This is a genomic window from Streptomyces scopuliridis (assembly GCF_042790125.1).
In the GTDB taxonomy this organism is placed as follows: Bacteria; Actinomycetota; Actinomycetes; order Streptomycetales; family Streptomycetaceae; genus Streptomyces; species Streptomyces scopuliridis_A.
In genome coordinates, this window is sequence record NZ_JBHTZS010000030.1 from 62,708 (window position 1) to 89,406 (window position 26,699).

25 protein-coding genes and 1 riboswitch are annotated in these 26,699 nt (G+C 68.1%); of the genes, 13 read left to right on the forward strand and 12 right to left on the reverse strand.

Annotation, left to right across the window (positions count from 1 at the left end; genetic code table 11):
• Positions 1–2 precede the first annotated feature (2 nt).
• On the reverse strand, positions 3–1,301 hold the full coding sequence (locus ACFRKB_RS31775; RefSeq protein ID WP_383110066.1) for a sugar ABC transporter substrate-binding protein: 1,299 nt from the start codon (positions 1,299–1,301) through the stop codon (positions 3–5).
• A gap of 289 nt (positions 1,302–1,590) precedes the next feature.
• On the opposite strand from ACFRKB_RS31775, the gene ACFRKB_RS31780 reads away from it, so the two are divergent.
• The 5 genes from ACFRKB_RS31780 to ACFRKB_RS31800 all read left to right on the forward strand — a co-directional run bounded on the left by ACFRKB_RS31780 (position 1,591) and on the right by ACFRKB_RS31800 (position 8,178).
• A complete protein-coding gene (locus ACFRKB_RS31780; protein WP_383110091.1) occupies positions 1,591–2,355 on the forward strand; it encodes a GntR family transcriptional regulator in 765 nt (254 codons plus the stop codon).
• 119 nt (positions 2,356–2,474) lie between these two features.
• Positions 2,475–2,732 carry a DUF3311 domain-containing protein gene (locus ACFRKB_RS31785; RefSeq protein WP_383110067.1) on the forward strand — a complete coding sequence of 86 codons (258 nt, stop codon included), beginning with the start codon at positions 2,475–2,477 and terminating at the stop codon, positions 2,730–2,732.
• On the forward strand, positions 2,729–4,363 hold the full coding sequence (mctP, locus tag ACFRKB_RS31790; protein WP_383110068.1) for a monocarboxylate uptake permease MctP: 1,635 nt from the start codon (positions 2,729–2,731) through the stop codon (positions 4,361–4,363). Before ACFRKB_RS31785 ends, mctP begins: the two co-directional genes overlap by 4 nt.
• Positions 4,364–4,500: 137 nt before the next feature.
• Positions 4,501–4,630, forward strand: a riboswitch (cobalamin riboswitch).
• Between the two features lie 162 nt (positions 4,631–4,792).
• Positions 4,793–7,165: a ribonucleoside-diphosphate reductase subunit alpha gene (locus ACFRKB_RS31795; RefSeq protein WP_383110069.1), complete on the forward strand. Its 2,373-nt coding sequence runs from the start codon at positions 4,793–4,795 to the stop codon at positions 7,163–7,165.
• On the forward strand, positions 7,165–8,178 hold the full coding sequence (locus ACFRKB_RS31800; protein ID WP_376584818.1) for a ribonucleotide-diphosphate reductase subunit beta: 1,014 nt from the start codon (positions 7,165–7,167) through the stop codon (positions 8,176–8,178). Before ACFRKB_RS31795 ends, ACFRKB_RS31800 begins: the two co-directional genes overlap by 1 nt.
• Positions 8,179–8,234: 56 nt before the next feature.
• On the opposite strand, the gene ACFRKB_RS31805 is transcribed toward ACFRKB_RS31800, so the two are convergent.
• Together ACFRKB_RS31805 and ACFRKB_RS31810 are read right to left on the reverse strand one after the other, a co-directional pair.
• On the reverse strand, positions 8,235–8,702 hold the full coding sequence (locus tag ACFRKB_RS31805) for an SAM-dependent methyltransferase (RefSeq protein ID WP_383110070.1): 468 nt from the start codon (positions 8,700–8,702) through the stop codon (positions 8,235–8,237).
• A 136-nt stretch (positions 8,703–8,838) separates the two neighbouring features.
• Complete coding sequence (locus tag ACFRKB_RS31810) at positions 8,839–9,345, reverse strand: ATP-binding protein (RefSeq protein WP_383110071.1); 507 nt, start codon at positions 9,343–9,345, stop codon at positions 8,839–8,841.
• Between the two features lie 170 nt (positions 9,346–9,515).
• On the opposite strand from ACFRKB_RS31810, the gene ACFRKB_RS31815 reads away from it, so the two are divergent.
• Positions 9,516–10,355: a Scr1 family TA system antitoxin-like transcriptional regulator gene (locus tag ACFRKB_RS31815; RefSeq protein ID WP_383110072.1), complete on the forward strand. Its 840-nt coding sequence runs from the start codon at positions 9,516–9,518 to the stop codon at positions 10,353–10,355.
• The gene (locus ACFRKB_RS31820; protein ID WP_383110073.1) at positions 10,352–10,591 is read left to right on the forward strand and encodes a DUF397 domain-containing protein; all 240 of its coding nucleotides are present in this window, start codon (positions 10,352–10,354) and stop codon (positions 10,589–10,591) included. Before ACFRKB_RS31815 ends, ACFRKB_RS31820 begins: the two co-directional genes overlap by 4 nt.
• Here the strand turns inward: ACFRKB_RS31820 and ACFRKB_RS31825 are convergent.
• Together ACFRKB_RS31825 and ACFRKB_RS31830 are read right to left on the reverse strand one after the other, a co-directional pair.
• Entirely contained in the window at positions 10,566–11,714 is a 1,149-nt protein-coding gene (locus ACFRKB_RS31825; protein ID WP_383110092.1) for an RNA polymerase sigma factor, read from the reverse strand. The two genes, ACFRKB_RS31820 and ACFRKB_RS31825, sit on opposite strands and share 26 nt — an antisense overlap.
• 8 nt (positions 11,715–11,722) lie before the next feature.
• The gene (locus ACFRKB_RS31830) at positions 11,723–12,130 is read right to left on the reverse strand and encodes a YciI family protein (protein ID WP_383110074.1); all 408 of its coding nucleotides are present in this window, start codon (positions 12,128–12,130) and stop codon (positions 11,723–11,725) included.
• 285 nt (positions 12,131–12,415) lie between these two features.
• On the opposite strand from ACFRKB_RS31830, the gene ACFRKB_RS31835 reads away from it, so the two are divergent.
• Positions 12,416–13,459: an SGNH/GDSL hydrolase family protein gene (locus tag ACFRKB_RS31835; protein ID WP_383110075.1), complete on the forward strand. Its 1,044-nt coding sequence runs from the start codon at positions 12,416–12,418 to the stop codon at positions 13,457–13,459.
• Between the two features lie 60 nt (positions 13,460–13,519).
• Here the strand turns inward: ACFRKB_RS31835 and ACFRKB_RS31840 are convergent, their stop codons facing one another.
• The 3 genes from ACFRKB_RS31840 to ACFRKB_RS31850 are packed head-to-tail and all read right to left on the reverse strand — an operon-like array spanning position 13,520 to position 15,270.
• Positions 13,520–14,359, reverse strand: coding sequence for a helix-turn-helix domain-containing protein (locus tag ACFRKB_RS31840; RefSeq protein ID WP_383110076.1), 840 nt, complete (start codon positions 14,357–14,359; stop codon positions 13,520–13,522).
• A gap of 7 nt (positions 14,360–14,366) precedes the next feature.
• Entirely contained in the window at positions 14,367–14,891 is a 525-nt protein-coding gene (locus tag ACFRKB_RS31845) for a DUF6879 family protein (protein WP_383110077.1), read from the reverse strand.
• Positions 14,860–15,270 carry a hypothetical protein gene (locus ACFRKB_RS31850; protein ID WP_383110078.1) on the reverse strand — a complete coding sequence of 137 codons (411 nt, stop codon included), beginning with the start codon at positions 15,268–15,270 and terminating at the stop codon, positions 14,860–14,862. The genes ACFRKB_RS31845 and ACFRKB_RS31850 overlap by 32 nt, the downstream gene beginning before the upstream one ends.
• Before the next feature lie 178 nt (positions 15,271–15,448).
• Here ACFRKB_RS31850 and ACFRKB_RS31855 point away from each other — a divergent pair, with 178 nt between their 5' ends.
• Positions 15,449–15,652 carry a hypothetical protein gene (locus ACFRKB_RS31855; RefSeq protein ID WP_383110079.1) on the forward strand — a complete coding sequence of 68 codons (204 nt, stop codon included), beginning with the start codon at positions 15,449–15,451 and terminating at the stop codon, positions 15,650–15,652.
• 147 nt (positions 15,653–15,799) lie between these two features.
• Here the strand turns inward: ACFRKB_RS31855 and ACFRKB_RS31860 are convergent, their stop codons facing one another.
• The 3 genes from ACFRKB_RS31860 to ACFRKB_RS31870 form a co-directional block, all read right to left on the reverse strand.
• Positions 15,800–16,762 carry an alpha/beta hydrolase gene (locus tag ACFRKB_RS31860; RefSeq protein WP_383110080.1) on the reverse strand — a complete coding sequence of 321 codons (963 nt, stop codon included), beginning with the start codon at positions 16,760–16,762 and terminating at the stop codon, positions 15,800–15,802.
• 276 nt (positions 16,763–17,038) lie between these two features.
• A complete protein-coding gene (locus ACFRKB_RS31865; RefSeq protein ID WP_383110081.1) occupies positions 17,039–17,962 on the reverse strand; it encodes an RNA polymerase sigma-70 factor in 924 nt (307 codons plus the stop codon).
• Between the two features lie 32 nt (positions 17,963–17,994).
• Positions 17,995–18,468 (reverse strand): carboxymuconolactone decarboxylase family protein, encoded by a 474-nt coding sequence (locus ACFRKB_RS31870; RefSeq protein WP_383110082.1) that lies wholly within the window; start codon positions 18,466–18,468, stop codon positions 17,995–17,997.
• A 196-nt stretch (positions 18,469–18,664) separates the two neighbouring features.
• Here ACFRKB_RS31870 and ACFRKB_RS31875 point away from each other — a divergent pair, with 196 nt between their 5' ends.
• From ACFRKB_RS31875 to ACFRKB_RS31890, 4 genes are all read left to right on the forward strand, one after another.
• Positions 18,665–23,305 (forward strand): RHS repeat-associated core domain-containing protein, encoded by a 4,641-nt coding sequence (locus ACFRKB_RS31875; protein ID WP_383110083.1) that lies wholly within the window; start codon positions 18,665–18,667, stop codon positions 23,303–23,305.
• Between the two features lie 17 nt (positions 23,306–23,322).
• On the forward strand, positions 23,323–23,823 hold the full coding sequence (locus ACFRKB_RS31880) for a hypothetical protein (RefSeq protein ID WP_383110084.1): 501 nt from the start codon (positions 23,323–23,325) through the stop codon (positions 23,821–23,823).
• Between the two features lie 33 nt (positions 23,824–23,856).
• Positions 23,857–24,333, forward strand: a complete 477-nt coding sequence (locus ACFRKB_RS31885) for a ribosomal maturation YjgA family protein (RefSeq protein WP_383110085.1) — start codon at positions 23,857–23,859, stop codon at positions 24,331–24,333.
• Between the two features lie 168 nt (positions 24,334–24,501).
• Positions 24,502–25,467: a helix-turn-helix domain-containing protein gene (locus ACFRKB_RS31890; protein WP_383110086.1), complete on the forward strand. Its 966-nt coding sequence runs from the start codon at positions 24,502–24,504 to the stop codon at positions 25,465–25,467.
• A 144-nt stretch (positions 25,468–25,611) separates the two neighbouring features.
• Here ACFRKB_RS31890 and ACFRKB_RS31895 read toward each other — a convergent pair whose 3' ends face one another.
• On the reverse strand, positions 25,612–26,349 hold the full coding sequence (locus tag ACFRKB_RS31895) for a D-Ala-D-Ala carboxypeptidase family metallohydrolase (protein ID WP_383110087.1): 738 nt from the start codon (positions 26,347–26,349) through the stop codon (positions 25,612–25,614).
• Positions 26,350–26,699: the final 350 nt, after the last annotated feature.

Sequence of the window (26,699 nt, forward strand, 5' to 3'; positions counted from 1 at the left end):
ACTCAGGACTCTTCGTTGATCAGCTGGTTGATCTCCGCGTCGGCCGCCTTCGTGGCGTCGGCCACCGACTTGCCCTTGATGATGTCGAGCAGCATCACCTCAAGGGTTTCCTTCTTCTCAATGGCCGTCCAGCCGGGGGCGATCGGGGTGAACCACGCGTCCGGGACGGCGTTGGCGATCGGCGCGGTCTCCGGCTTCGCCTTCAGCGGCTCCAGCTGCTTGGTGTTGTTCGGCAGGATGTTCTTGGAGGCGAGGACCTCCTGCGACTTGGCGCTGGTGAAGGCCGCGATCCACTCCTCGCCGAGGTCCTGGACCTTCGACTTGGAGATGGTGGCGAGGTCGGAGCCGCCGATGAAGGACGGCAGGGCCTTGCCGTCGGGGCCGGGCATACCGGCCGTGCCGATCTTGTCCTTCAGCTTCGGGTTGCCGTTCGCGGCGGAGTCGACGACGCTGCCGGCCTCCCAGCCGTTGCCGTAGAGAAGCGCGGTCTTCTCGTTGGCCATGACGTTGGCGTGGTCCGCCTCGTCCTTGGTCTTGTCGCCGTGGTTGTACTTCTTCACCAGGTCGACGAAGTGCTGGATGCCCTTCTGGGCCTCCGGGGTGGAGAGGGTGGCCTGCCACTCCTTCGCGCCCTCGTCGTACTTGGCTATCTGACCGCCGTACGCCGCTACGTAGGACATCGCGGCGTACCAGTAACGGCCCGGCAGGTAGAGCGGCGAGAACGCCTTGTCCTTGCCGTACTTGGCGCCGACCTTGTCCAGCGCCGTGGCCAGCTCGGCCTCGGTGGTGGGCAGCTGGTCCGAGCCGGTGCCGGCCTTGAACATGTCCTTGTTGTAAATGGCCACACGCGCACCGGCGTAGTAGGGCACGCAGTACTGCTTGCCCTCGAAGGCGCAGGTGTCCTTCAGGCCCTTGATCCAGGTGTCCGAGTTCTCGTACTTCTTCGGGTCGATCTCGCCGAGCGCGCCGTTGAGGATGTACGTCATGGTCTCGGTGTTGCCGAGCTCGACGACATCGGGGTACTTGTCGCCGGCCAGCGCCGCGTCGAGCTTCTTGGCCTTGTCCGCCCACTGCTGGTACTGGACCTTGACCGTCACATTCGGATACTTCGCCTTGAACTGCGCGTTGACGTCCTTGACCAGCTCCGGCCAGGTGCTCTGCGCGTCCGACATGAGCCAGACGGTCAGCGTCTCCTTACGGTCCTTGGGGTCCTTGGACGCCGTGCCCTCATCCGAACCACACGCGGCAATACCGGCCATCATGCCCGCGACGCCGACCGCCGCGATGAGCTTGCGCTTCACGCCACCCTCCTCAGGGATGCCTGCAACCCCTGCCCACCGCGAAGACCGCGAAGACGTACGACGAGTACTGCTGGGGCTGGGACCTGGTCTTTAATGGTTTAGACCAGTACGGGGAGCTTGGCCTAGACCTTTAGGGGTGTCAAGGGTGTATAAGAAGGGCAGTCGTGTCCGTTATCGGACCGACACCTGAGGCAGGGCGACGACCCGTGGCCGGACCGTGCCACCATGTGAGCCGCGACAGACGGAGGAGCCGGTGACGGCAGCAGCACAGGAGTCGGGAAGGCAGGCCATGGCCACGGACGGGGGCGGTACGGAGAGCGAGAACGGACCCGCCACCCGTACGGCACGCGTGCCCAAGTACTACCGGTTGAAGCGGCACTTGCTCGATATGACGGAGACGCTGCCGCCGGGTACACCGGTGCCTCCGGAGCGTACGCTCGCCTCCGAGTTCGACACCTCGCGCACCACCGTGCGCCAGGCGCTCCAGGAGCTGGTGGTCGAGGGCCGGCTCGAACGCATCCAGGGCAAGGGCACGTTCGTCGCCAAGCCCAAGGTCTCGCAGGCGCTCCAGCTCACCTCGTACACCGAGGACATGCGGGCCCAGGGCCTGGAGCCGACCTCGCAGCTGCTGGACATCGGCTATGTCACCGCCGATGACACCCTGGCCGGGCTGCTGGACATCACCACCGGCGGGCGCGTGCTGCGGATCGAGCGGCTGCGGCTGGCCAGCGGGGAGCCGATGGCCATCGAGACCACCCATCTTTCGGCCAAGCGCTTCCCCGCGCTGCGCCGCTCCCTCGTCAAGTACACCTCGCTCTACACGGCGTTGGCGGAGGTGTACGACGTGCATCTGGCCGAGGCCGAGGAGACCATCGAGACCTCGCTGGCCACCCCGCGCGAGGCCGGGCTGCTCGGTACGGACGTCGGGCTGCCGATGCTGATGCTGTCGCGGCACTCCCTGGACGCGGCCGGTGAGCCGGTGGAGTGGGTACGGTCCGTCTACCGCGGCGACCGCTACAAGTTCGTGGCCCGGCTGAAGCGCCCGGCCCACTGAACGGCCCGGACCATACCGTTGACGTAACGACCTGCGGTCAAGGGGTGACGCTGACCAGCGCCTTCGCTTAGATTTCCTGCGCGTTACCACAGGCGATCTTACGAGGGAACGGAGCCGCCATGTCCGAAGTCCCGGACAAGAAACCACCCCCCACGGTCACTCCCGGGCGGGTGATCATCACCCTCTGTCTCCTCGCGCCCTTTGTGACGCTGCTCTGGGTCGGGTCCTACGCGAAGATCGAGCCGACCTTCATCGGCATCCCCTTCTTCTACTGGTACCAGATGCTCTGGGTACCGGTCTCGGCGGCGCTCACGATGATCGCCTACCAGCTGTGGAAGCGTGACCAGCGCTCCCGCAAGGGAGGTGCGTCGAAATGAAGGACGGCGTGAACGGCGTGGCACTCGCCGTTTTCATCTTCTTCTTCGTGGCCGTCACGGTCATGGGGTTCCTGGCGGCCCGCTGGCGCAAGGCCGCCAACGAGAACAGCCTCGACGAATGGGGCCTGGGCGGCCGGTCGTTCGGCACCTGGGTCACCTGGTTCCTGCTCGGCGGTGACCTCTATACGGCGTACACCTTCGTGGCCGTACCGGCGGCGATCTACGCGGCGGGCGCGGCCGGCTTCTTCGCCGTGCCGTACACGATCCTGGTCTACCCGCTGATCTTCACCTTCCTGCCCCGGCTCTGGTCCGTGTCGCACAAGCACGGCTACGTGACCACCTCGGACTTCGTCCGGGGCCGGTTCGGCTCGAAGGGCCTGTCGCTGGCCGTCGCGCTCACCGGCATCCTCGCGACGATGCCGTACATCGCGCTCCAGCTCGTCGGCATCCAGGCGGTGCTGGACGTGATGGGCGTCGGCGGCGGCGAGAACACCCACTGGTTCATCAAGGACCTGCCGCTGCTGATCGCGTTCGGTGTGCTCGCGGCGTACACCTACTCGTCGGGGCTGCGGGCGCCCGCGCTGATCGCCTTCGTCAAGGACACGCTGATCTACATCGTGATCATCGTGGCGATCATCTACATCCCCATCAAACTGGGCGGGTTCGACACCATCTTCGCCAAGGCCGGCGACGCCTTCGCGCAGACCAACCCGGCGACCGGCCAGCCACGCGGCTCCCTCGCGCCGGGCGAGGCCGGGCAGTGGGGCTACGCCACGCTGGCGCTCGGTTCCGCGCTCGCGCTCTTCATGTATCCGCACTCCATCACGGCGACGCTCTCCAGCCGCAGCCGCGAGGTGATCCGGCGCAACACCACGATCCTGCCGCTGTACTCACTGATGCTGGGCCTGCTGGCGCTGCTCGGCTTCATGGCGATCGCCGCCGGGGTCAAGGTGGACAACGGACAGCTGGCGATCCCGCAGCTCTTCGAGACGATGTTCCCCGACTGGTTCGCGGGGGTGGCCTTCGCGGCCATCGGCATCGGCGCGCTGGTGCCGGCCGCGATCATGTCGATCGCCGCGGCGAATCTCTTCACCCGCAACATCTACAAGGACTTCATCAGGCCGGACGCGACACCCGCGCAGGAGACCAAGGTCTCGAAGCTGGTCTCGCTGCTGGTGAAGGTGGGCGCGCTGGTCTTCGTCCTGACCATGGACAAGACGGTGGCGATCAACTTCCAGCTGCTGGGCGGGATCTGGATCCTCCAGACGATGCCCGCCCTGGTCGGCGGCCTCTTCACCCGCTGGTTCCACCGCTGGGCGCTGCTCGCGGGCTGGGCGGTCGGCATGGTGTACGGCACGGCCGCGGCGTACGGCGTGGCCAGCCCGACCCAGGCGCACTTCGGCGGCTCCTCCAAGGAGATCCCGGGCCTGGGCGAGATCGGCTACATCGGCCTCACCGCGTTCGTGCTCAACCTGGTGGTGACGGTGGCGCTCACCTTCGTCCTGCGCGCCGTCAAGGCCCCGGAGGGTACGGACGAGACCAGCCCCTCCGACTACACGGCGGACGCGGGCGACCCGGGCGTGAAGACCGAGCTTCCCGCGGCGACCTCGGGCGGTCCCGGAGGCCACTGACCGGTCCCCGTACGGCTCGCCGGGCCGCCGGATCCCCTTGCCACAAGGGGATCCGGCGGCCCTTCCGCTGCCCGCGCGGGCCCGGACAGGATGACGCACGACACAACATCTGGGGGCTGTCACCCGAACCAGCCCCCACATGTATGCTCGACCTCGCTGTCACGCAGGGGAATCCGGTGCGAATCCGGAACTGTCCCGCAACGGTGTGATGTGGTGTGCTTCGCCATACCCACGAGTCCGAACACCTGCCGACAGTGCGCCCGGTTCGACCGAACCGGACGCCGAGACGTCCGGGCCTCGTGGATGGGCCGGTGGGCGCCGTACGCCGTACGCCGTGTTGCCCGGATCCGGGCCGTACGGACCGACGTACCGCGAGAACAAGCCCGCTCCCCTCCCGACGGCCCAGAGCCGAGCGAGGGAGAGCACCACGTGACCATCGCGCCAGCCGATCCGGCTTCAGCCATCTCCGAGGCCGCCGTGCGGGCGGCCGACGGACCCGGGACCGCACTGCTGCGGACCCTGACGGACCTGACCGCCGATCTGCCCGACGCCGACCCCGGAAGGGTCGCCGCCGCCGCGCTGCGCGGCCGTAACGCCCGGTCGGACGAGGCCGAGTTGCGCGAGCTGGCCACCGAGGCGGCGGCGGGACTCATCTCCGAGGACCCCGCCTACTCCCGGCTCGCGGCCAGGCTGCTGACCCGCACCATCGCCGACGAGGCCGCGGGCCAGGGCGCCGTGGCGTTCTCCGCGTCCGTCGCCGTCGGCCACCGCGAGGGCCTGATCGCGGACACCACGGCCGCCTTCGTCACGCTGCACGCCGATGTCCTCGACGCGCTCATCGACCCGGCCGCCGACGACCGCTTCGGCTACTTCGGGCTGCGGACCCTCTACAGCCGCTATCTGCTCCGCCACCCGATCACCCGCCAGGTCATCGAGACCCCGCAGCACTTCATGCTGCGCGTGGCCTCCGGACTGGCCGAGGACGAGAGCGCCCGCGCGCGCGACGAGGTCGCCGCGCTCTACCGGCTGATGAGCCGGCTGGACTACCTCCCGTCCTCCCCCACCCTCTTCAACTCCGGTACGCGCCACCCGCAGATGTCCTCCTGCTATCTGCTGGACTCCCCGCTGGACGAGCTGGACTCGATCTACGACCGGTACCACCAGGTGGCGCGGCTCTCGAAGCACGCGGGCGGGATCGGCCTGTCGTACTCCCGTATCCGTTCGCGCGGTTCGCTGATCCGGGGCACCAACGGCCACTCCAACGGCATCGTCCCGTTCCTGCGCACCCTCGACTCCTCGGTCGCGGCCGTCAACCAGGGCGGCCGGCGCAAGGGCGCGGCCTGTGTCTACCTGGAGACCTGGCACGCGGACCTGGAGGAATTCCTCGAACTGCGCGACAACACCGGGGAGGACGCCCGCCGTACGCACAATCTGAATCTCGCGCACTGGATCCCGGACGAGTTCATGCGCCGGGTCGAGTCGGACGGCGTCTGGTCCCTCTTCTCCCCCGTCGACGTCCCGGAACTGGTCGACCTGTGGGGCGACGCGTTCGACACCCGGTACCGCGAGGCGGAGGCGGCGGGCCTGGCGCGCAAAACCATCCCCGCGCGCGAGCTGTACGGCCGGATGATGCGCACTCTCGCCCAGACCGGCAACGGCTGGATGACCTTCAAGGACGCCTCGAACCGCACGGCGAACCAGACCGCCGAGCCCGGCAGCGTCGTCCACTCCTCCAATCTCTGCACGGAGATCCTGGAGGTGACGGACGACGGCGAGACGGCCGTCTGCAACCTCGGCTCGATCAACCTCGGCGCGTTCGTGCTGAAGTCGGGCGACCTCGACTGGGAGCGGCTGGACGAGACCGTCCGTACGGCCGTGACCTTCCTCGACCGGGTCGTGGACATCAACTTCTACCCGACCGAGCAGGCCGGCGCCTCCAACGCGAAGTGGCGCCCGGTGGGCCTGGGCGCGATGGGCCTCCAGGACGTCTTCTTCAAGAAGCGGCTGCCCTTCGACTCCGCCGAGGCCGCCGCCCTCTCCACGAAGATCGCCGAGCGCATCATGCTCGCCGCGTACGAGGCGTCCTGCGCGCTCGCCGAACGCAACGGCCCACTCCCCGCCTGGTCCCGTACGCGCGCCGCGCGCGGGGTGCTGCACCCCGACCACTACGACGTGGAGCTGAACTGGCCCGAGCGCTGGGACGCGCTGCGCGCCCGGATCGCCACGACCGGCATGCGGAACTCCCTGCTCCTCGCGATCGCTCCGACGGCGACGATCGCCTCGATCGCGGGCGTGTACGAGTGCATCGAGCCGCAGGTCTCCAACCTCTTCAAGCGCGAGACGCTCTCCGGGGAGTTCCTCCAGGTCAACTCGTACCTGGTGGACGAGCTGAAGCGGCTCGGCGTCTGGGACGCGCAGACGCGCGAGGCGCTGCGCGAGTCGAGCGGCTCGGTCGCGGGCTTCGGCTGGATCCCGGCGGAGGTGCGCGAACTGTTCCGTACGGCGTGGGAGATCCCGCAGCGCGGCCTGATCGACATGGCGGCGGCCCGTACGCCGTTCCTCGATCAGAGCCAGTCGCTGAACCTGTTCCTGGAGACGCCGACCATCGGGAAGCTCAGCTCGATGTACGCGTACGCCTGGAAGAAGGGCCTGAAGACGACGTACTACCTGCGCTCGCGCCCGGCGACCCGGATCGCGCGGGCGGCACGGGCGTCCGTACCCGTACCCGCGCGGATGACGCCCGACGAGGACGCCATCGCCTGCTCCCTGGAAAACCCCGAGTCCTGCGAGGCCTGCCAGTAATGACCACTTCCGAGAAGAACCTCCTGGACCCGGGCTTCGAGCTGACGCTGCGGCCCATGCGCTACCCGGACTTCTACGAGCGCTACCGCGACGCGATCAAGAACACCTGGACGGTGGAGGAGGTCGACCTGCACTCCGACGTCGCCGACCTCGCCAAGCTCTCCCCCGGCGAGCAGCACATGATCGGCCGGCTGGTCGCGTTCTTCGCGACGGGCGACTCGATCGTGTCGAACAACCTCGTGCTGACGCTCTACAAGCACATCAACTCCCCCGAGGCGCGCCTCTATCTCTCGCGCCAGCTCTTCGAGGAGGCCGTACACGTCCAGTTCTATCTGACGCTGCTGGACACGTATCTGCCCGATCCGGAGGACCGCGCGGCGGCCTTCGACGCGGTGGAGGAGATCCCGTCGATCCGCGAGAAGGCGCAGTTCTGCTTCAAGTGGATGGACTCGGTAGAGACGATCGACCGCCTGGAGTCGAAGGCCGACCGCCGGCGCTTCCTGCTGAATCTGATCTGCTTCGCGGCCTGTATCGAGGGGCTGTTCTTCTACGGCGCGTTCGCGTACGTCTACTGGTTCCGCTCACGCGGCCTGCTGCACGGCCTCGCCACCGGCACCAACTGGGTGTTCCGTGACGAGACGATGCATATGAACTTCGCGTTCGAGGTCGTGGACACGGTACGCAAGGAGGAGCCGGACCTCTTCGACGACGCCCTGGAGCAGCAGGTCACGGACATGCTGAAGGAAGCGGTCCAGGCGGAGCTGCAATTCGGCCGCGACCTGTGCGGCGACGGCCTGCCGGGCATGAACACCGAGTCGATGCGCGAGTACCTGGAGTGCGTCGCGGACCAGCGCCTCACGCGGCTGGGCTTCCCGGCGGTCTACGGCTCGCAGAACCCGTTCGCCTTCATGGAGCTCCAGGGCGTCCAGGAGCTGACGAACTTCTTCGAGCGCCGCCCGTCGGCGTACCAGGTCGCGGTCGAGGGCACGGTCGGCTTCGACGACGACTTCTAGGCCGTCTCTCTCAGGTCGGGCGGGGCGGTGAGCGCGGGCGGGTTGACGGGGGCCGTTTACGGCTGGAAGTACTCTGACATCAGGCGGCTGACCCATTCCGGCTGCCTGATGTTCACCGCGCGGAACTCCGCCATCGTCGGCTTCAGGTCAATGACCGGGGTGCCGGAGACCGCGTCGAGGCCCACCACCGTCAGTTCGCGGCCGTGGACGGACTCGATGGCGCAGCACGTCACCCCGATGCGGTTCGGTCTGCGGGGGCCGCGGCCGGCGAAGACACCAACGGGCGGGAGGTCGGAGCGGCCGCGGTAGGGGCGGGGTTCGCGGAAGTCGTCGTGCTCCGGGAACTGGTCGAAGATGAAGAGGATCTCCACATGGGAGAAGCCCTCCAGACCCTGGAGGCACGCCTCGCCGAAGCGCTCGTCGATGGTGATCGTGCTGCGGACGGCACCCCAGTTGTCCGTGTGCTGGACGTCCGTCCGGTTGTTCCGGACTGTACCTATCGGTGTGACCTCGAAGCTTGGCATGGCAAGGTTCTATCTCTTTGGTCAGCGTCGTGCCTAGATGACGACGGCCGCGAGGTGGAGTGCGGCCTGGAGGGCGATGGCCTCCAGGATGCGGCGATGGCCGACCCACCGCCGCCCGCGGCCGAGGCCCCAGACCCTATGCCCGCCGGTAGTCCACCTCGGCCCAGACGGTCTTGGTGGTGTACGGATCACGCACGCACCACCCCCACCGGTCGGCATACGCGGCGACGAGCAGCAGCCCGCGCCCGTTGGTCGCGTCCGGCGGGGGCGGGAGGGTGAGGCCGGGGACTCGGGGGAGCCGGTCGGGCCGCGTATCAAGGACCTCGATCCGGACGACGACGGCCGAGAGCGCGAGCCGCACCTCGAAGTCCCGCCCGGGGGTACGGCCATGGGTGACGGCGTTCGCGGCCAGCTCGGCGATGACGGCGACGACCACGGCGCCGGTGGCCGTCGTACGCGGAATCCCCCACTCCTCCAACTGCTGCGCGGCGAGCAACCGCGCGAGCCGCGCGCCGCGATGGCTGGAACTGAGCCTGATCCGCGAGGGCGGATACAGGGGCGAGAGCGGCGGAGGGGCGGCGAGTTGGGCGGGGGCGGTCGGCTCCGTCGGGGCGACGATCAGGGAGGCAGTTTCCGACTTCATAGGGTAACCGCCCCGTTACGCGTCTAGCGTGACCAGGGCGGACGAGCGTACCTGTACGTCATGTACGAGCGGGGTGCGTTTATGTACGGGTCACCGGCAGTGACGGGTGCTGCGCCGCGCGCGTTTGCATATGAACCACATTCGCACATCGGCGCATTGGGGTGTGAGGCATGGGAACCAGCCGTCAGAAGAAGCAGCGGACCAAGGACGACGACCGCCCGGGTATCTGGGTCGGCTACGGCAAACTGGTCAAGCTCCACCGAGACCGGGTCGGATTGTCACAGCAGGAACTCGCGGAGGCGGTGGGCTACTCATGCGATCAGGTCGCCTCGATCGAGCAGGGCCGGAGGCCGGCGAAGTCCGCGTTCACGGACGCGGCGGAGGTGGTGCTGAGCGCGGGCGGGACGCTGGCGGTGCTTCAGGACGACGTGGACCTGGCGAAACTTCCGGCGTTCTTCCAGGACTTCGCGCTGATCGAGACGGAGGCGGTGAGTCGGTTCTCCTCCGATCCACTGCTGATCCCGGGTTTGCTCCAGACCGAGGAGTACGCGCGGGCGCTGTTCTCGGAGCATTGCCCGCCGCTCAGCGACGAGATGATCGAGCAGCATGTGGAAGCCAGGCTCAGCCGACAGAAACTGTTAACGCGAACACCCATGGTGGAGACATGCTTCATCATCGGCGAACAGGCCTTGACCAGCATGGCAGGTAACGCTGATGTGGTGAGGGCACAGCTTGAACACCTGCTGAAGCAAGGGGCGATGCGCAATGTCGAGATCCAGATCATGCCCTCGGACGGCGGCTTCCACCTCGGGCTCAACGGCCCGGTGGTCATCATGGAGACCCTGGAACACCGCCAGGTCGGCTATATCGAGTCGCAGGGAGTGGGCTTGGTGGTAACCGATGCCGCCAAAGTCAGCGGCTTCGCCCTACGCCACGGCAGGCTACGTTCACAGGCTCTGAACGTCGAGGAGTCCACATGCCTCATCAAACACATGGCAGGAGGATCATGAGCACTGGGTTGACATGGTTCAGGAGCAGCTACAGCGGCCCGGAAGGCGGGGACTGCGTAGAAGTGGCCTGGTTCAAGAGCAGCTACAGCGGCTCGGACGGCGGCGACTGCGTAGAGGTAGCCATCGCCCCCACCACCGTCCTCGTCCGCGACTCGAAAACGGCGCAGGGCCCCATACTTCACGTCCCCGCCGCCCCCTGGAACACCTTCATCACCTTCGCGTCCCGCGAGCGTTGAGCCGGGCGGCCTGACGCGTCAGGTGGTCGCGTTCGGCGAGGTTGGGTGCCTTTTGGGCCGCCTCGGCGTACAGCCGTGCCGCCGTCGTCAGGTCGCCGTCGCGCTCGTGGAGGTACGCCGCCACGGCGGTGTGGCGGGGCAGTGATTCGTCCAGCGCCGCGAGCGCGGCCAGGCCGGCGCGCGGGCCGTCCGCCTCGCCCACGGCGACCGCGCGGTTGAGCCGGACGACCGGGCTGTCGGTCAGGCGCGCGAGCTCGTCGTACCACTCGACGATCTGCACCCAGTCGGTCTCCTCGGCGGTGGGCGCGTCGGCGTGGAGTGCCGCGATGGCGGCCTGGGCCTGGAACTCGCCCAGCCGGTCGCGGGCGAGGGCCGCTTGCAGGATCTCGACGCCCTCGGCGATCGACTCGGTGTCCCACCGGCTCCGGTCCTGCTCGGCGAGCGGGACGAGGCTGCCGTCCGGCGCGGTCCGGGCGGCTCGCCGGGCGTGGTGGAGCAGCATGAGGGCGAGCAGCCCCGCCACCTCGGGGTGGTCGATCGCGGCGGCGAGCTGCCGGGTGAGCCGGATGGCCTCGGCGGCGAGGTCGATGTCGCCGGAGTAGCCCTCGTTGAAGACCAGGTAGAGGACGCGCAGCACGGTGGCGACGTCGCCGGGCCGGTCGAACCGTATGCCGGAGACGGTGCGCTTGGCCCGGCTGATCCGCTGCGCCATGGTCGCCTCGGGCACCAGGTACGCCTGGGCGATCTGGCGGGTGGTCAGCCCGCCGACCGCGCGCAGCGTGAGCGCGACGGCGGACGACGGTGTCAGTGACGGGTGGGCGCACAGGAAGTAGAGCTGGAGCGTGTCGTCCACGCCGGGCGCGGGGCCGGGCGCGGGCTCCTCGTCGACACGGTCCTCACGCCGGCGGCGGGCGGTGTCCGCGCGGGTCGCGTCGAGGAACCGGCGCCAGGCCACGGTGACCAGCCAGCCCTTCGGATCCTTCGGCATGTCGGCCGGCCAGACCCGTACCGCCTCGACCAGCGCGTCCTGGACGGCGTCCTCGGCCGCCGCGAAGTCGGCTCCGCGGCGGACGAGGATCCCGAGCACGCTCGGCGTGAGGCCCCTGAGCAGTACCTCGTCCATCCCGGAGGTCACTCCGTGATGGTGGGTGACGCGGTCAGGAACGGGCGCAGCTCCAGCCACTCGTGGATCGGCTTCCCGCCCGCCCCGGGGGCGGCCGACAGTTCGCCGGCCAGTTCGACGGCGCGCTCGTAGCTGTCGACGTCGATCACCATCCAGCCGGCGATGAGGTCCTTGGTCTCGGCGAACGGGCCGTCGGTGACCGGGGGGCGGCCCTCGCCGTCGTACCGGACGAACGTCCCCTCGGGGGCGAGCGCTTGACCCTCGACGAACTCGCCGGTCTTCTCAAGCCGGTCCGCGAAGTCCTGCATGTACTGCATGTGGGCCGAGATCTCCTCCGGCGTCCACCGGGCCATGGGGACGTCGTTGACCGCGGCCGGGGCGCCGCGGTAGTGCTTCAGCAGCAGATACTTGGCCATGGTGTTTCTCCTCGGTGCTGGTACGACCCATTGTGGTCGCGTTCACTGCGGGGACGGAGCCGGCCACGCGTTCTCGACATCGCCGTCCGACATTTTCTGGGCCTGGTGGTCCCGCAGCCGTTCCGCGAGAACGGCACGAAATATCTGAACATTTAACTCGATCGGGGACGGTAGGCCCGATTCGCCCATGGGGCAAGTCGACGGCATGGATGATCTTGGCCCAGGTGCCTTCCGCCCGGAGTCACGTTCCAGCTCCGGGCGTCTTTTGCTGATCCTGGAGGATCCATGCGACACCCTGTTCCCCGCCTGCGCACGCGCGCGCTGGCCGTCGGGCTCGCGCTGGCGGCGTCCGTGCTTGTCCCCTCGGGCTCCGCCGGGGCGGCCGACCAGTACGAGTGGGCCGCGCTGGGCGACTCGTACACCGCCGGCGGCTTCGTCGGGGACCCGCGGCCCGCACTCGGTGACGCGTCACGGGACGGCTGCGACCGCACCACCAACGCCTACCCCGACGTCGTCGACCGGGAGCTGGCCGAGTTCCCGCCGGGCAAGCCCGTCCGCCTGACCAACGTCAGCTGCGGCAACGCCACCATCGACAACATCGCCACGGCCAAGCAGACACCGATCAGTCCCGTCCAGCCCCCCGAGGGCGGCTGGCCCGCGGTGGACCCGCAGACCCAGCGGGCCGGCCTGGGCGACCAGACCGACATCGTCACCGTCGGCGTCGGCGGAAACAGCCTGCCCTTCGGCGGCATGCTCCTGAAGTGCCTCGAACGGGGTGCGGCCGGCAAGTCCTGCCGTGACCACTACACCAATCCCCCCGAGGGGGAGGAGAGCATCCAGGACAAGCTCGCCCGGGTCCAGGACGAGTACATCGAGATGCTGGCCAAGGTGCACCAGGCCGCGCCCAACGCCAAGGTGATCACGGTCGGCTACCCGGCCGTCCTGCCGGAGCGGGGCAGTGACTGCAACCGCCTTTCCCTCACCGAGCTGGGCTCGATCACCCACGCCGACGTCGACTGGCTCCGTGACGACGTCCTCAAGCAGCTGAACGCCACGATCAAGAGGGTCACGGACTTCTTCGGCGACCGCTACGTCGATGTCTACTCCTCCAGCGTGGGCCACGACGCCTGCCAGCCCGCGGACACCAAGTGGGTCGAGGGGATCTGCGGCGACGCCGAGGACTACTGGCCCGCCAAGCTCCCCGGCACCCTGCTGAACTGCGCTCTCGTCAACAAGCGCGCCACCCTGGTCCACCCCAACGCCGCAGGCCACGCAAACACCGCCGCCCACGTCGAACGCGCCATCCGCATCGCCCTCCTGGAACGCTGACCGCCCGGCCCCAAGCCACCTGACAGGTCGCCCTGGAGATCGCGAACAGCCGGACAGGGCCTAGCCGAGGCCGTCCAGGGCCGACCTGATCAGGGCCCGCGCCGCCCTGCCATGGACCGCCGACGCTTTCAGGAGGTCGAAAGCCCTCGCGTACAAGGCGATCTCGCGCGGCTGGGTGACGGAGAACTCGGCCGAATACGTCTCCACAAGCACGAGCCTGGTATCGAACATGGAAAACGAGTTGCCGGGCCAGATACGCATCTCAGCTCGCCGCGGAACGATGCCCAGGCTCAACCGTGGCAGTGTCATCACGGCCAGGAGCCGGTCCAGCTGTCCTCGCATCACTTCTGGGCCACCGAAGTTCGTGTAGAGGGTCTGCTCGGCCAGCAGAACGTTGAAGATGCGGTCACCCCGGTAGAGGTACTGCTGACGCTCCAGTCGCTTCGCCACGGCGGACTCCGTGTCGTCCGGGATCTCGTAGTAGTCGACGACCTGCCGGAACGTCTCAGCCGCGTACTCGGCGGTCTGGAGTGTTCCCCACACCACAGTCGGGTGCCAGACGCGGAAGACCTTCGTCCTGGCGTAAACCGGAAGAGCCCTTTCCTGCCTCGGTGCGGCCCCGTTCCGCAGTTGGCGACGCCACTCCAGCCAAAGCTCCTCTATATGGCGAACTGTGGCGATGAGATCATCGATCTGGTCCTGGGCATTGGTCTTCCGGCACCAGAGGCGAATGTCCTCCTCGCTGGCGTTCTGCCGACCGTTCTCGATCCGGGAAACCTTGGATTCCTGCCACTGCGTGGCGGAGGCGAATGCCCGGCCGCTGGCGAAACCGGCGTCCTTGCGCAGACCTCGCAACCGGGCGCCCAGCGCCTCACGCAGCTTCTGTGCTTCGTTGTCCACTGATGAGTCAGGGCTTGTACGCGACGTGTGAAATGGCGACGGCCCACAGCTGATCCCTCACCCGGACACATTCCGCCACGGTCTCAGGGTCCTCGATCAGTTCGGACCCGAGGACCCGGCCCTCGGCATCGAAGTGCCCCACGGCCAAGAGACGGTCGTCAAAGAGCCACCAGTCGTTCCCCGCGACCGGGAGGGAGACGCCTTCAGGCAGTTGATGCCGAGGCAGCCACCGAATGTCCTCTCCGGCCTCCAGGTTCAGCCGGGTGAGCGAGTGCTCCCACCCGACGTACCGCGAGTGCGGTTCGGACACGACTCGCACCCTCCGTACCGTCCTCCCCTCCCCGGTGACGCGCTTCATGAGCGCCATCCACGGCCCGAGCCACGCGAAATCGTCCGGCTCTTCTCTCTGCCAGCGGGCGTACGGCGTGTCCTCGATGGGCGAGCCGTAGTCGTCCCTCAGCTCCAGATGAAAGGCGTCGTGCGTGAAGCTGTTGAAGAGTTCATCGCGCTCGGCGCTGGTGATCAGATCCACTGTTCTCCTCCAACAGGGCCGTGATCGAGGACTTGGGGACCTCGACGCAGGTCTCATAGTCGGGCATCCGCATCTGGCCCAGAGCCTCGGCGTCACACATCTGCGGACCCTGCACGATGCAGGTTCCCTGCTCGGTCACGAGCACGATCGGGTCCGAGTAATTCTTGATCTCACCGACAGGTACACCGTCGTTGATCAGATGCTCGAACAGCTCAGTGGGCACCTCTACGACAGAGTGCCCCTCCGGTACGTCGAGTTGGTCGAGGAGATCCTGCGCGTAGACCCGCCAGCCCTGGACGACGTAACTGTCCTGGTCACTGGCGTACAGCGTGGGACTGTCTCCAGGGGTGGAGTTCTTACCGAGAAACCGTAACTTCATGGCCGTTCTCCCGTCCGCCATCTTGCTTGAGATTGTGCGGTGACCCGATCGTCAAGGCACACATTCCACGTCGTCAACACGGATGCCGCAAACTCACGCAATCTCCTTGGGAGCCGGCCGAGTTGCGCCCTACGGTCCTGTCACAGGGCAGTCGCCCCCACGATCCGAGGAGAACTCCATGAGCGTTGCCGGCTCCGAGCACGTCGATACGTACGAAACACGCGCACCCGACGCCGCCGGGTGGCGCGGCGTACCGTTCCGGCACCCCGCCGACATGACGGTGGTCGATGACGGCAAGCACGACGGCGGCCCCATGCCGCCCGAGGCCCCGCGCGACCCGCAGCCCCAGCCCCAACCGCAGGGAGGGGACGGCGGCAAGTAGCCCGTGAGGGCCGGGCGCGTGCGAGCGCCATAGGGTCTCTCCCCACGGGATCTCTCGCGCGTACGCGCGCCCAGCGGCCCCCACGAAACCCATGCGCACTTCGGCAACCACAGCCCGCTCACCCGGCGTTCGGCTCCCCGTACCGGCCTACGCGAGGACCCGCCGGAGCCAGCGGATACGGGCGTCACGTGCGTCCTGGCTGAGCGCGGCCCGTGGGGCCAGGCTGTCGAAGCCGTGGTACGCGCCGGGCCATACATGCAGTTCGGCCTGGCCGCCGGCCTGCCAGATCGCGTTCGCGTAGGCCACGTCCTCGTCCCGGAACATCTCGGCCGATCCGACCTCGATATAGGCCGGGGGGAGTCCGGAAAGGTCCGTGGCACGTGAGGGGGCGACGTAAGGCGGCAGGTCCGCGGCGCCGTAGCGGTCACCCAGCAGCGCCTTCCACGCGGTCGCGTTCGAGGTGAGGTCCCACGTACCGAGGCCCGTCATCTGGTGACTGGAGAAGGTGCTGTCGCGGTCGTCGAGCATCGGGCACAGCAGCAGTTGTCCCCGTGGCACGGGACCGCCGCGGTCGCGGGTCAGCAGGGCGAGGGCCGCGGCGAGTCCGCCGCCGGCGCTCTTGCCGCCGATGAGGACGCGGTCCGCGTCGATGTCCAGTTGGCCCGCGTGCCCGGCCGCCCAGACGAGTCCGGCGTAGCAGTCCTCCAGTGGCCCCGGGTATTGGGTCCGCGGCGCCAGCCGGTATTCGACCGAGATGACGGCCAGCTCCAGCGGGAGTGCCCACTCGCGAAGGATCCGTGGCAGCACGGACCACGCGTTGCCCATGATCATCGCTCCGCCGTGCATGTAGTACAGCAGCGGCAGTGGCCCGGTGAGGCCGGCGGGCCGGGCGCTCACGAGCGTGACGTCGGGTCCGTCCGACGGTCCCGGCACGCGCAGCTCAGCCACCTCGAAACGGCCGTCGGCACGAAGGTCCTCGACGGTCGGCCTGGGCCGGGTCGCGGCATCCCGCTCCTGCCAGGACGCAAGATTCCGCGGGGTGACCGACTCCCTCGGCTCGTCGCCCATGGCCGCCAGCGCGGCGCTCAGTTCGGGGTCGAAGGGAGGCACCGCCCTTGGCGCACTTGGTTCCGTTGGCGCCCTTGGCTCCGTTGGCGCCCTTGGCGACGGGGCACGGCCCGACTCCGACGGCGCGCGACGGACGCTCATGTCGTACCTCCCGGCCGCACCGGCTCAGCGTGCACATCCCCGCACCCGGCGAACACTCGCGCGAGATCCATACGGCGCAGCCAATCACCCCGCCAGGCGGCACGGCCACTCATACCCGGACACATGCGCCCGCCACCGGCGGCATCGCCTGCGCCGCCGTGCCTGCCGTGTGTCGCCTCAGTTCGGCTGCCGACGGGCCCGCTTCACCTCGCGGTCGATGGCCCAGGCGTCGGCGACCGGCCCGATATGGCCAATCTTGTCGGGATTGATCACTCCGCGGATGGTCTGGATCTGCCCGCCGAGCACATCGACGGCCATGATGTGGAGCACCTTGCCGTCCCGATCGCGGAAGATCGCGCCGGGCTGGCCGTTGATCTCGTGCGGCTCGAACGACACGTCGATCCGGATCAGCAACGGGAAGACCGTACCCAGCACCCGGGCCACGTTCTCCGCGCCCACAACGGCGTTGGCCAGCTTCGGGGCCTTGCCTCCGCCGTCCCCGACCAACTGCACATCGGCGGCCAGCAGATCCCGCAGCCCGGCCACATCGCCGTCCTTCATCGCGTCGAAGAACCGCGTCGCCAGCTCCTGCCGCTCCTGACGGTCCGCCGCGAACCGCGGCCGCCCGGCCTCCATATGCCGTCGCGCCCGTACCAGCAGCTGCCGGCACGCCGCCTCCGAACGCCCCACCGCCTCGGCGATCTCGTCGAACCCGAAGGCGAACACCTCCCGAAGCACGAACACCGCCCGCTCCAGCGGGCTGAGCCGCTCCAGCAGCAACAGCGCCGCCATCGACACCGAGTCCGCCAGTTCCACCGAACGCGCCGGATCCTGATACGGATCGCTCAGCAGCGGCTCGGGAAGCCACGGCCCGGAATACTCCTCCCGCCGCACCCGCGCGGAACGCAGCACATCGATCGAGATCCGCGTCACCACGGCCGACAGATAGGCCCTGGCCGACGTGGGCCTGGTCGCCGAGCCGTCGAAGCGCAGCCATGTCTCCTGCACCGCGTCCTCGGCCTCGCCCACACTGCCCAGAACCCGATAGGCGATCGAGAACAGCAGCGGGCGCAGCTCCTCGAACTCCTCGACCTTGCTCACGCCCGCTTCCCTTCTTTCGGGCTCCCTCCCTTTCAGTGGAACTGTCCGGGCTCGTAGTCGCCGGCCGGCTGCCGCGTGATGATGTTCAGCCGGTTCACCGAGTTCATGAACGAGACCATGATCACCAGGGCGGTCAACTGCTCCTCGTCGTAGTGCTTGGCGGCGGACGCCCACACCTCGTCGCTGACCCCACGGTCCGCGTCCGCGACCCGCGTCCCCTCCTCCGCCAGCTCCAGCGCGGCGCGCTCGGCCTCGGTGAACACCGTGGCCTCCCGCCACACAGCGACCAGGTTCAACCGCAGCGAGGTCTCACCGGCAGCGGCGGCCTCCTTGGTGTGCATGTCGACGCAGACGGCGCACCCGTTGATCTGACTGACGCGAAGCGCCACCAGCTCCTGCGTGACGGCCGGCAGCGACGACTCCTTGAGCGCCCTGCCCGCCGACATGAAGTGCTTGAGGGCCTTGCCGGCGGTCGGGCTGTCGAAGTAGTTCAGTCGCGCGTCCATGGTGTGCTCCCTCGGTGGTCGTGAGTGCCTACACCCCCTGAGACGAGGCAGCCCGATCCCCTGTGACATGGACGCAAGTTCGCCTGCTGGCCGACCCCGCCGTCCCATGGCATCCTGGCTGATCTTTCTGTTGGCGTGCTGGAAAAGCGGGGGCTGTTGCGTCGTGGGTTACACAATTCCCGAAGGTGTCGACACGATGCTCGATGTGGTCGGCGTGGGCTGGCCGAATGTCGACGAGGACGCGTACCGGGACATGGCGGACTCGCTGCGAGAGTTCGCGGATGACGCGGACGACGACGGGCATGCCGCCCATCAGCACATCCAGCGGTTGCTCTCCAGTGGGCAGAGCGAGTCGCTAAGTGCTCTGGACACGCACTGGTCGAAAGTGCAGGGCAAGCACAAGGACTTGGCGTCTGCAGCTCGAATAGTCGCCGGAGCGCTGGACCGGGTGGCGGACATCATCGTGGCGCGGAAAATAGCGGCGGTGGCCGAACTCGCGGATCTTTGCGCGACGGTGGGCATCACCCTCGCATTCGCGCCAGTGACCGCCGGTCTGTCGACGCTACTGGCCGGGGCGAAGATCGCGGCAACGCGTATCGCCTTCAAGCGGATCCTGAAGGAGATGGCAGAGGCGGCCGTGTCGGAGATCGTCGCCACGCTCACGGAGCCTGCGGTCGCCGCGATCGAGAACATAGTGGCGGACCTGGCGATCCAGACCGCGCTGAACATTGCCGGTGTGCAGGACGGCTACAACACGGGACAGACAGCGCAGGCGGGCAAGGACGGGCTGCAACTCGCCTCGGCCGACGGGGCGGGCAGCGGCAGGGGTGGTCCGCGGATCGACCATGACGCGCACGGCCAAACCGGGTTGCACCTGGCCGGTGTGCAAGTCTCCATGCGCGACAGGACGGGCGGCAAGCTCGTCAAGGCCAAAGGCCACCATGGGCGTGCCAAGGGCAAGGACTCCCTGACCGCCGTCCTGGACAGCACCATCGACGGTGTGGTGGAGAAGCTCGGCAAAGCACTCAACGACCTCGGCGAACACCTTGGGAAGAAGCTGCCGGACGCCATAACCAGGAGCTCGAAGAACCACAAGGACACTGACGGCGACATCCGCGACCGAGTCAAGAGAATCACGTCCGGTGACCGCAAGGACGAGGGCGACCTGAGTGGACGCCGTAGTGGCCCCCGCCCTGAGCGGAGGCGGCCTGCGTCGATGAGGGAAGCCCGGGACAGGACTCGTGAGCTGGCTTTGTCGCTGTTCAAGAGGCGGTGCAAGACGGACCCCGTGGACATCGCAAGCGGGGAGATGGTGCTTGCCCAGACGGATCTGGCACTGCCCGGGATCCTGTGGCTGGTGCTGCGGCGAACACACATATCCAGTTATCGCTTTGGTCAGTGTTTCGGGACCAGTTGGGCCTCCACTCTCGACGAACGCCTGGAGCCGACCGGTTCGGGCGCGGCGTGGGCACGGGAGGATGGCTCGGTCCTGGTCTACCCCGGCCTCCCTAGCGGTGAGGGCGAGCAGGTCCTGCCTCTGGAGGGCGACCGGTTGCCGCTGCGCCTCGCCGGGCGCGGCGCTGCCGGTGATGTTACCTATGAGGTCACCGACCCGCACTCGGGCCTGACCCGGCGTTTCACCGGCAGTCCTTACAGGGCTGGTGGTCTCTACTGGCTGGGTGAGATCGAGGACCGTAACGGCAACGCCTTTCGGATAGGCCGTGATGACGACGGCGTACCGGCGACGGTGGTGCACGAGGGCGGTTACCGGGTGGTGGTGTCCTCGGACCCGGAGACTGGACGTATTACCGGGCTGGCGATGCCCGCACCGGACGGCCCCGTCCAGGTGGCGACCTTCGGCTACGACAGTGAGGGGAACCTGGAAGCTGTCGCCAACTTCTCCGGCAGGCCCTTGCGGTTCACTTATGACGACGAGCGGCGGGTGACTTCGTGGACCGACCGCAACGGCCACACCTATCGGTACGTCTACGATTCTGCGGGCCGCGTGATGCAAACCCTGGGGCCGGGCGGGGCGCTGTCCTCCCACTTCTCCTACGACACGGTCAACCGCGTCACCCGCTTCACCGACTCGACCGGTGCGGTCACCGTCACTCGGCTCAACGAACTCGGCCAGGTGATCGCGGAGACGGATCCGCTCGGAAACACCGTTCAGCGACAGTGGGACCGGTACGACAACCTGCTCTCCCGCACTGACGAGTTGGGCAACACCGCAGAATTCACCTGGGACGACTATGCCAACCTCACGTCGATCCGGCGACCGGACGGAAGCACATCCTCCACCCGCTACAACGAGTTCAACCTGCCTGTAGAGGCGACCTACCCGGACGGCGCGACATGGCGACAGAGTTACGACGACCGGGGCAACCGGGTCTCGATCACCGCCCCGGACGGTTCGGTCTCGTACTACCGCCTCGACCCGCGCGGCGCGGTGGTCGAACAGACGGACCCGACCGGTGCGACGGAGCGGCTGACGTACAACAGCGCGGGTGTCTCACTCACGCTGACCGATCCGCTCGGCCACCGCTACACCGTCGTCCGGGACGCTTTCGGTCGGCCAGTGCGAAGCACCGACCCCAACGGGGCGGTCACCGGAATGGAGTGGACTCCGGAGGGATGGCTCTCGCGCTGCGTCCGTCCCGACGGGACCGAGGAATCGTGGACCTGGGACGACGAGGGCAATTGCCTCTCCCACGTCGGCCCGAGAGGCGAGGTGACCCGGTTCGAATACACCCACTTCGACCGGCTCAAAGCCCGCATCGGTGCGGACGGGGCGCGGTACGAGTTCGCCTACGACACCGAACTGCGGCTCACCGAGGTCCGTAACCCCCAGGGTATGACCTGGACCTATGCCTACGACGCCGCAGGCAATCTGGTCGACGAAACCGACTTCGACGGCCGTACCGTCACCTATGCCTACGACGCGGCCGGGCGGCTCGTCCACCATACGACGCCGCTCGGCGACCGGATCACCACCAGTTACGACTCATGCGGACGTGTGGTGTCCAAGGAGGTGGCCGACCAGGTCACGCGCTACGCCTACGACGCTGTGGGGCAGCCCGTGAGCGCGGTCTCGGCCACCTCCACGGTGGCATGGCAACGTGACGTTCTGGGGCGGGTAGTGGCCGAGACGGTCGACGGGCGCACCCTGCGCTTCGAATACGACGCGGCCGGTCGGGCCGTCCGACGCACCACTCCCGCCGGAGTGGTGTCGGATTCCGTCTACGACGCCGCCGGCAATCGCACCGCCCTGAGCAGCGGCGGCAACGCGCTGTCGTTCACGCACGACCCCCTCGGCCGCGAACTCACCCGCACCATCGGGCTGCCTGATGCACCTCTCACACTTACCTCGGACCGGGACCGTGCCGGACGTCTAGCCTCGCGCGTACTGACGACCCGTGACCGGACCCTGCGTGCACGCTCCTACGCCTACCGAGCCGACGGCTTCCTGGAGAGCGTCACCGATGAGCTGACACACACAAGCACGCTCTTCGAACTCGATCCTGTGGGACGTCCGACGCAAGTGACGGCAGAGAACTGGTCGGAGTCCTACGCCTATGACACGGCGGGCAACCAGACCATGGCCACGTGGCCGGACAGTGCCCAGCGGACCGGGGAAATGGGCGCGCGCACCTACGAAGGCACCCGGTTGATCGCTGCCGGCGCCGTCCGGTGCGAGTATGACGCCGCTGGACGCACCCTGGTACGACGGAAGACCCGCCTGTCACGCAAGCCCGACACCTGGCAATACTCCTGGGATGCCGAGAACCGGCTGGTGGCCTGCCGCACTCCCGACGGTGTGCTGTGGCGGTACTCCTACGATCCGCTCGGTCGTCGCACAGCCAAGCATCGAATAGGCGACGACGGAGGCGTCCTGCATTCCGTCTACTTCACTTGGGACGGCACACGTCTCATCGAGCAGACCGACACCACTCATCACACCACGCTCACCTGGGAGTACGACGGTCGCACACCACTCGTCCAGTTGGAACGCCGGTCCGGTCGCGAGCCTGACACGGGCACGGACATCGACTCCCGGTTCTTCGCGATCGTCTCCGACCTGATCGGCGCGCCCAGCGAACTGGTTGACGAGCAGGGGCAGATCGCGTGGCAGGCCCGGACGACCGTGTGGGGTGCCACAATGTGGAACCGCACGGCCGTCGCGTATACGCCGTTGCGGTTCCCCGGTCAGTACGACGACGCGGAGACCGGTCTTTACTACAACTGCTTCCGGTACTACGACCCCACCACCGCCCGCTACCTGAGTCCCGACCCGCTGGGGCTGGACGCGGCGCCGAACCCGGTGGCGTACGTCACCAACCCGCATGTGTGGATGGACCCTGAGGGGCTGATCGCCAAGGGGTGCACGGAGGACGGCGGTTGGTACAGCGGCATGAAGCCGGCCAACCTCAAGAACGATGACGGCACGCGCCGCACGAGCACCGAGATGGAGATCAACCACATACCCGCCAAGAACTCCTACGCGCACCTGGACGAGCCCGGGTTCAAGACGGACTCCAACGGTGGTGGCGCGGGTATGGGACCAGCGATCAGGATGGAGTACGACGATCATCGCAGGATGACCAGCACGGGATCCAGCGACAAGTCTGTCCGATGGCGTCAGAAGCAACGCGCGCTGATCGACGCGGGCCGATGGGATCAGGCGATGATGATGGACATCAAGGAATGCCGTAAGAAGTTCGGCGATAAGTACGATGGGCACATCGAAGACATGATCGCGAGCCTGCAAAACAACAGGAAGTTTCAGAAGATGCTCGAAAAGCGCGGCTGGACAATCGACTACGACATCCTTAAGTAGCGGAGGAAAGAAGCACCATGGACATCGTTCTGGATCCACCTCACGGCGCCGGCCCCGTACGGCTGGGGGCCAGCCTCGATGAGGCGGTTGCGGCGGTTTCTGTCTGGGGGCCGCACGATGTGGACTACGACGAGGAGGACGACCCCTCGAAGACCATCTACACGTCCTGCCAGCAGATCCGGGTCAACGTCCTCCTGGAAGGCGCCGGTGAAGTGGTCACCGCGATCGAGCTGTGGTGGCCGGGCGAGGGCCGCCGGAGCGACGTTCGCGTGCTTCTCGACGGCGACGATGTCTTCACGACCCCCGCCGAGGACCTTTTCCGCAGGGCGGTGGAGCGCGGCTGGACCGTCGACCGGACCGAGGCCGAGTTTCCCTTCATTCCGGGGGTTTCGCTCGGCTTCGGCCGCCAGACCTCTCAGGAGGTCCCGCGCACTCCGGACGGGCTTCCCATTTACGTCACCTCGGTTTTGGTCGGCAACGAGCGTTACTACGACAACCGCCTCAAAAACCGTGCCTGACCGGGCGCGGGTGAGCGCATAGGGTCTCTCTCCATGGGATCTCTCGCGCGTACGCGCCTCGTGGCGGGTGGTGCGGCGCTGGTGACCGTCGGTGCGGGGCTCGGGATTCGGGTCGTCGGTGGCGGGGGCGGTGATGTCGTCAAGTACGCCGGGGACGCGCTCTACACCGTGCTCGTGTACACGCTGGTCGTGCTGGTCGCTCCCCGGGTACGGGCCCCCGTCGCCGGGGGCGTCGCGCTCGGGGTCAGTTGGGCCGTCGAGCTGTTTCAGCTCACCGGCCTGCCGGCCGAGCTGGCCGCGCGGAGTGTGGTCGCGCGGCTGGTGCTCGGGTCGACGTTCAACGCGCCTGACCTGCTGTGGTACGCGGTCGGCGCGCTGGGCGCGGGGCTCGGGCACGTAGGGGTGGCACGGTGGCGGCGGAACGCCGGACATCCTCCCGGCGCTCCCCGTGTTCCCGGCGCTCCGGGTGTTCCGCGCGGCGTAGCTGGCGGTCGATCGCCCGGTCCTTGAGGTGCCCGATCAGCGACGGCAGAACCACCAGGGCAAACAGGGCGATAAGGGCGAGAACTGTCAGGAAGGTGTTCATGCCCCTACTGTCGCCGCTTCCCGGCACAGAAAGCAGTGGCAGGACTGTCATCGACCATCGAATTACTGCCACACACCTGCCACACTGGATCCATGCTGAACAACGTGGCCGCCGTCCTCCTGGACGGAGTACATCCCTTTGAACTCGGCGTGCTCTGCGAGGTGTTCGGGCTCGACCGGAGCGACGAGGGTCTCCCCGTGCACGATTTCGCCGTGGTGTCCGCCGAAGGGCCCGTGCTGCGGACCCACGCGGGGTTCACGATCGGCTCGCTGCACGGCCTGGACCGGCTCGAAGAGGCCGACCTCATCGCCGTACCGGCCGGTGCCTCGTATGTGCACCGCGACTACCCGCCGGAGTTGCTCGAAGCGCTGCGCCGCGCCGTCGACCGGGGCTCGCGGGTGCTGAGTGTGTGCGCCGGGGTCTTCGTGCTCGGCGCCGCCGGGCTGCTGGACGGGCGCCGGTGCACGGGGCACTGGCGGCACGCGGCGGAGCTGGCCCGCGCCTATCCGCGGGCCGTCGTCGAGCCGGATGTGCTGTACGTGGACGAGGGGCCGGTGATCACCTCGGCCGGCACCGCCGCCGGGATCGACGCCTGCCTCCATCTCGTACGGATGGAGCACGGCCCGGAGGTCGCCAACGCGATCGCGCGCCGCATGGTCGTACCGCCGCACCGCGACGGCGGCCAGGCCCAGTTCATCGAGCGCCCGCTCCCCCGCAGCCGCTGCGACACGGTCGGCGACGTCCTCGGCTGGATGGAACGGCACCTGGACCGCGAGATGACCGTCGAGCAGCTGGCCGAGCGCGCCCATATGTCGCCGCGCACGTTCGCCCGCCGCTTCCAGCAGGAGACGGGGACCACCCCGTACCGCTGGCTGCTGCGCCAGCGGGTGCTACTGGCACAGGAGTTGCTGGAGGCGACGGACGAGACGGTGGACAGCGTCGCCGGCCGCGCCGGGTTCGGGAACGCGGCCGGGCTGCGCCACCACTTCCTGCGCACGCTCGGGACGACCCCGAACGCGTACCGCCGTACGTTCCGGGGCCCCTCGCACGCCGCGTGAGGCCCGTACGCTCCGGGGCCCCTCGCACGCCGCATGAGACCCCCGCCAGATTCCGGGCCCCCGCACGCCGCGTGAGGCCCGCATCCTCCGGGGCCCCCGCACGCCGCGCGCGTGAGGCCCCGGACGCAGACCGGGAAGACCCGCTCAGATGCCGCAGCTCGGCGCCGACCAGTAGCGGCTCGGCCGGTGGTCGACATGCGCGTGGTCGTCGTGACCCGGGTAGCCCGGACCGAGGATCCCGTTGAAGCCGTGGTTACGGGCCGCCTGCGCCAGCGTGCAGAGCGAGTGCGGCCCCGAGCCGATGTCGGCGGCGTCCCCGTACAGATGACGGCTGCCCGCCGCCCCGCCGACCGCGTTGTTGCACGCCGTCGAGCGGAAGCCGCTGGTGACCCGGAGCGGCTGGTCGCCCAGCGCGTGGCGCATCGCCTCCAGCTTCCACATCGTGCGCAGGGCGTTGGACTTGGCGGTGGCCGCGTCGACCGCGCCGCCCGCCCAGGTGCTGTTGCAGGTGTTCAGCTCGGCGTAGCTGAAGTGGATCGGGGTGCAGTCGTCGTCCTGGAGCGCGTAGAGCTTGGTGAAGGTCGCGGGACCCGCGACGCCGTCGGCCGCCAGCCCGTACGCGGACTGGAAGCGCTTCACCGCTGCGGTGGTCGCCGGGCCGTAATCGCCGTCGATGGCGAGTACGGCGCCGGTTCCCGGATAGCCGGCCACCCGGATCTGGAGCTGGGTGACATCGGCGCCCGTGGCGCCCTGCGAGAGGGTGCGGGACCACGTGTAGCAGCCGTCGGCCTGTGCCGTACCGGCCGTGGCGAGCACCCCGGCCCAGGCGAATGACACGGTCATGACAAGGCTGAGCAACAGTCGGGCGGATCGTCTGAGCATCGGCTCTCCCTCGAACGGTCGTGAAACGGGGCTGGGTTGTACGCAGAGATTGGCGTACGGGTCGACGCGCGTCAACCGGTCCCCACCACGGCGGAACAGATCCCCACCACGGTGGAATGGAAATGAAGGAACACCAATCCGGATGTGGAGATTCCGCGAACGAACCAACCGCGACCACTACCCCGTGATCTTCCCGGCCGAGTTGGCCATCCCCATCTATGGCGGCTCATGACCGAGGAGGTCCACCCCCCCCCCCCCCATTACCTTCTTGGTGGCCCCGCAACGGGGCGCCCGGCCTTCGGAGTTGGCATGACTTTCTCCCCCTGTCGATCGCATGTCTTGGGGGGTGG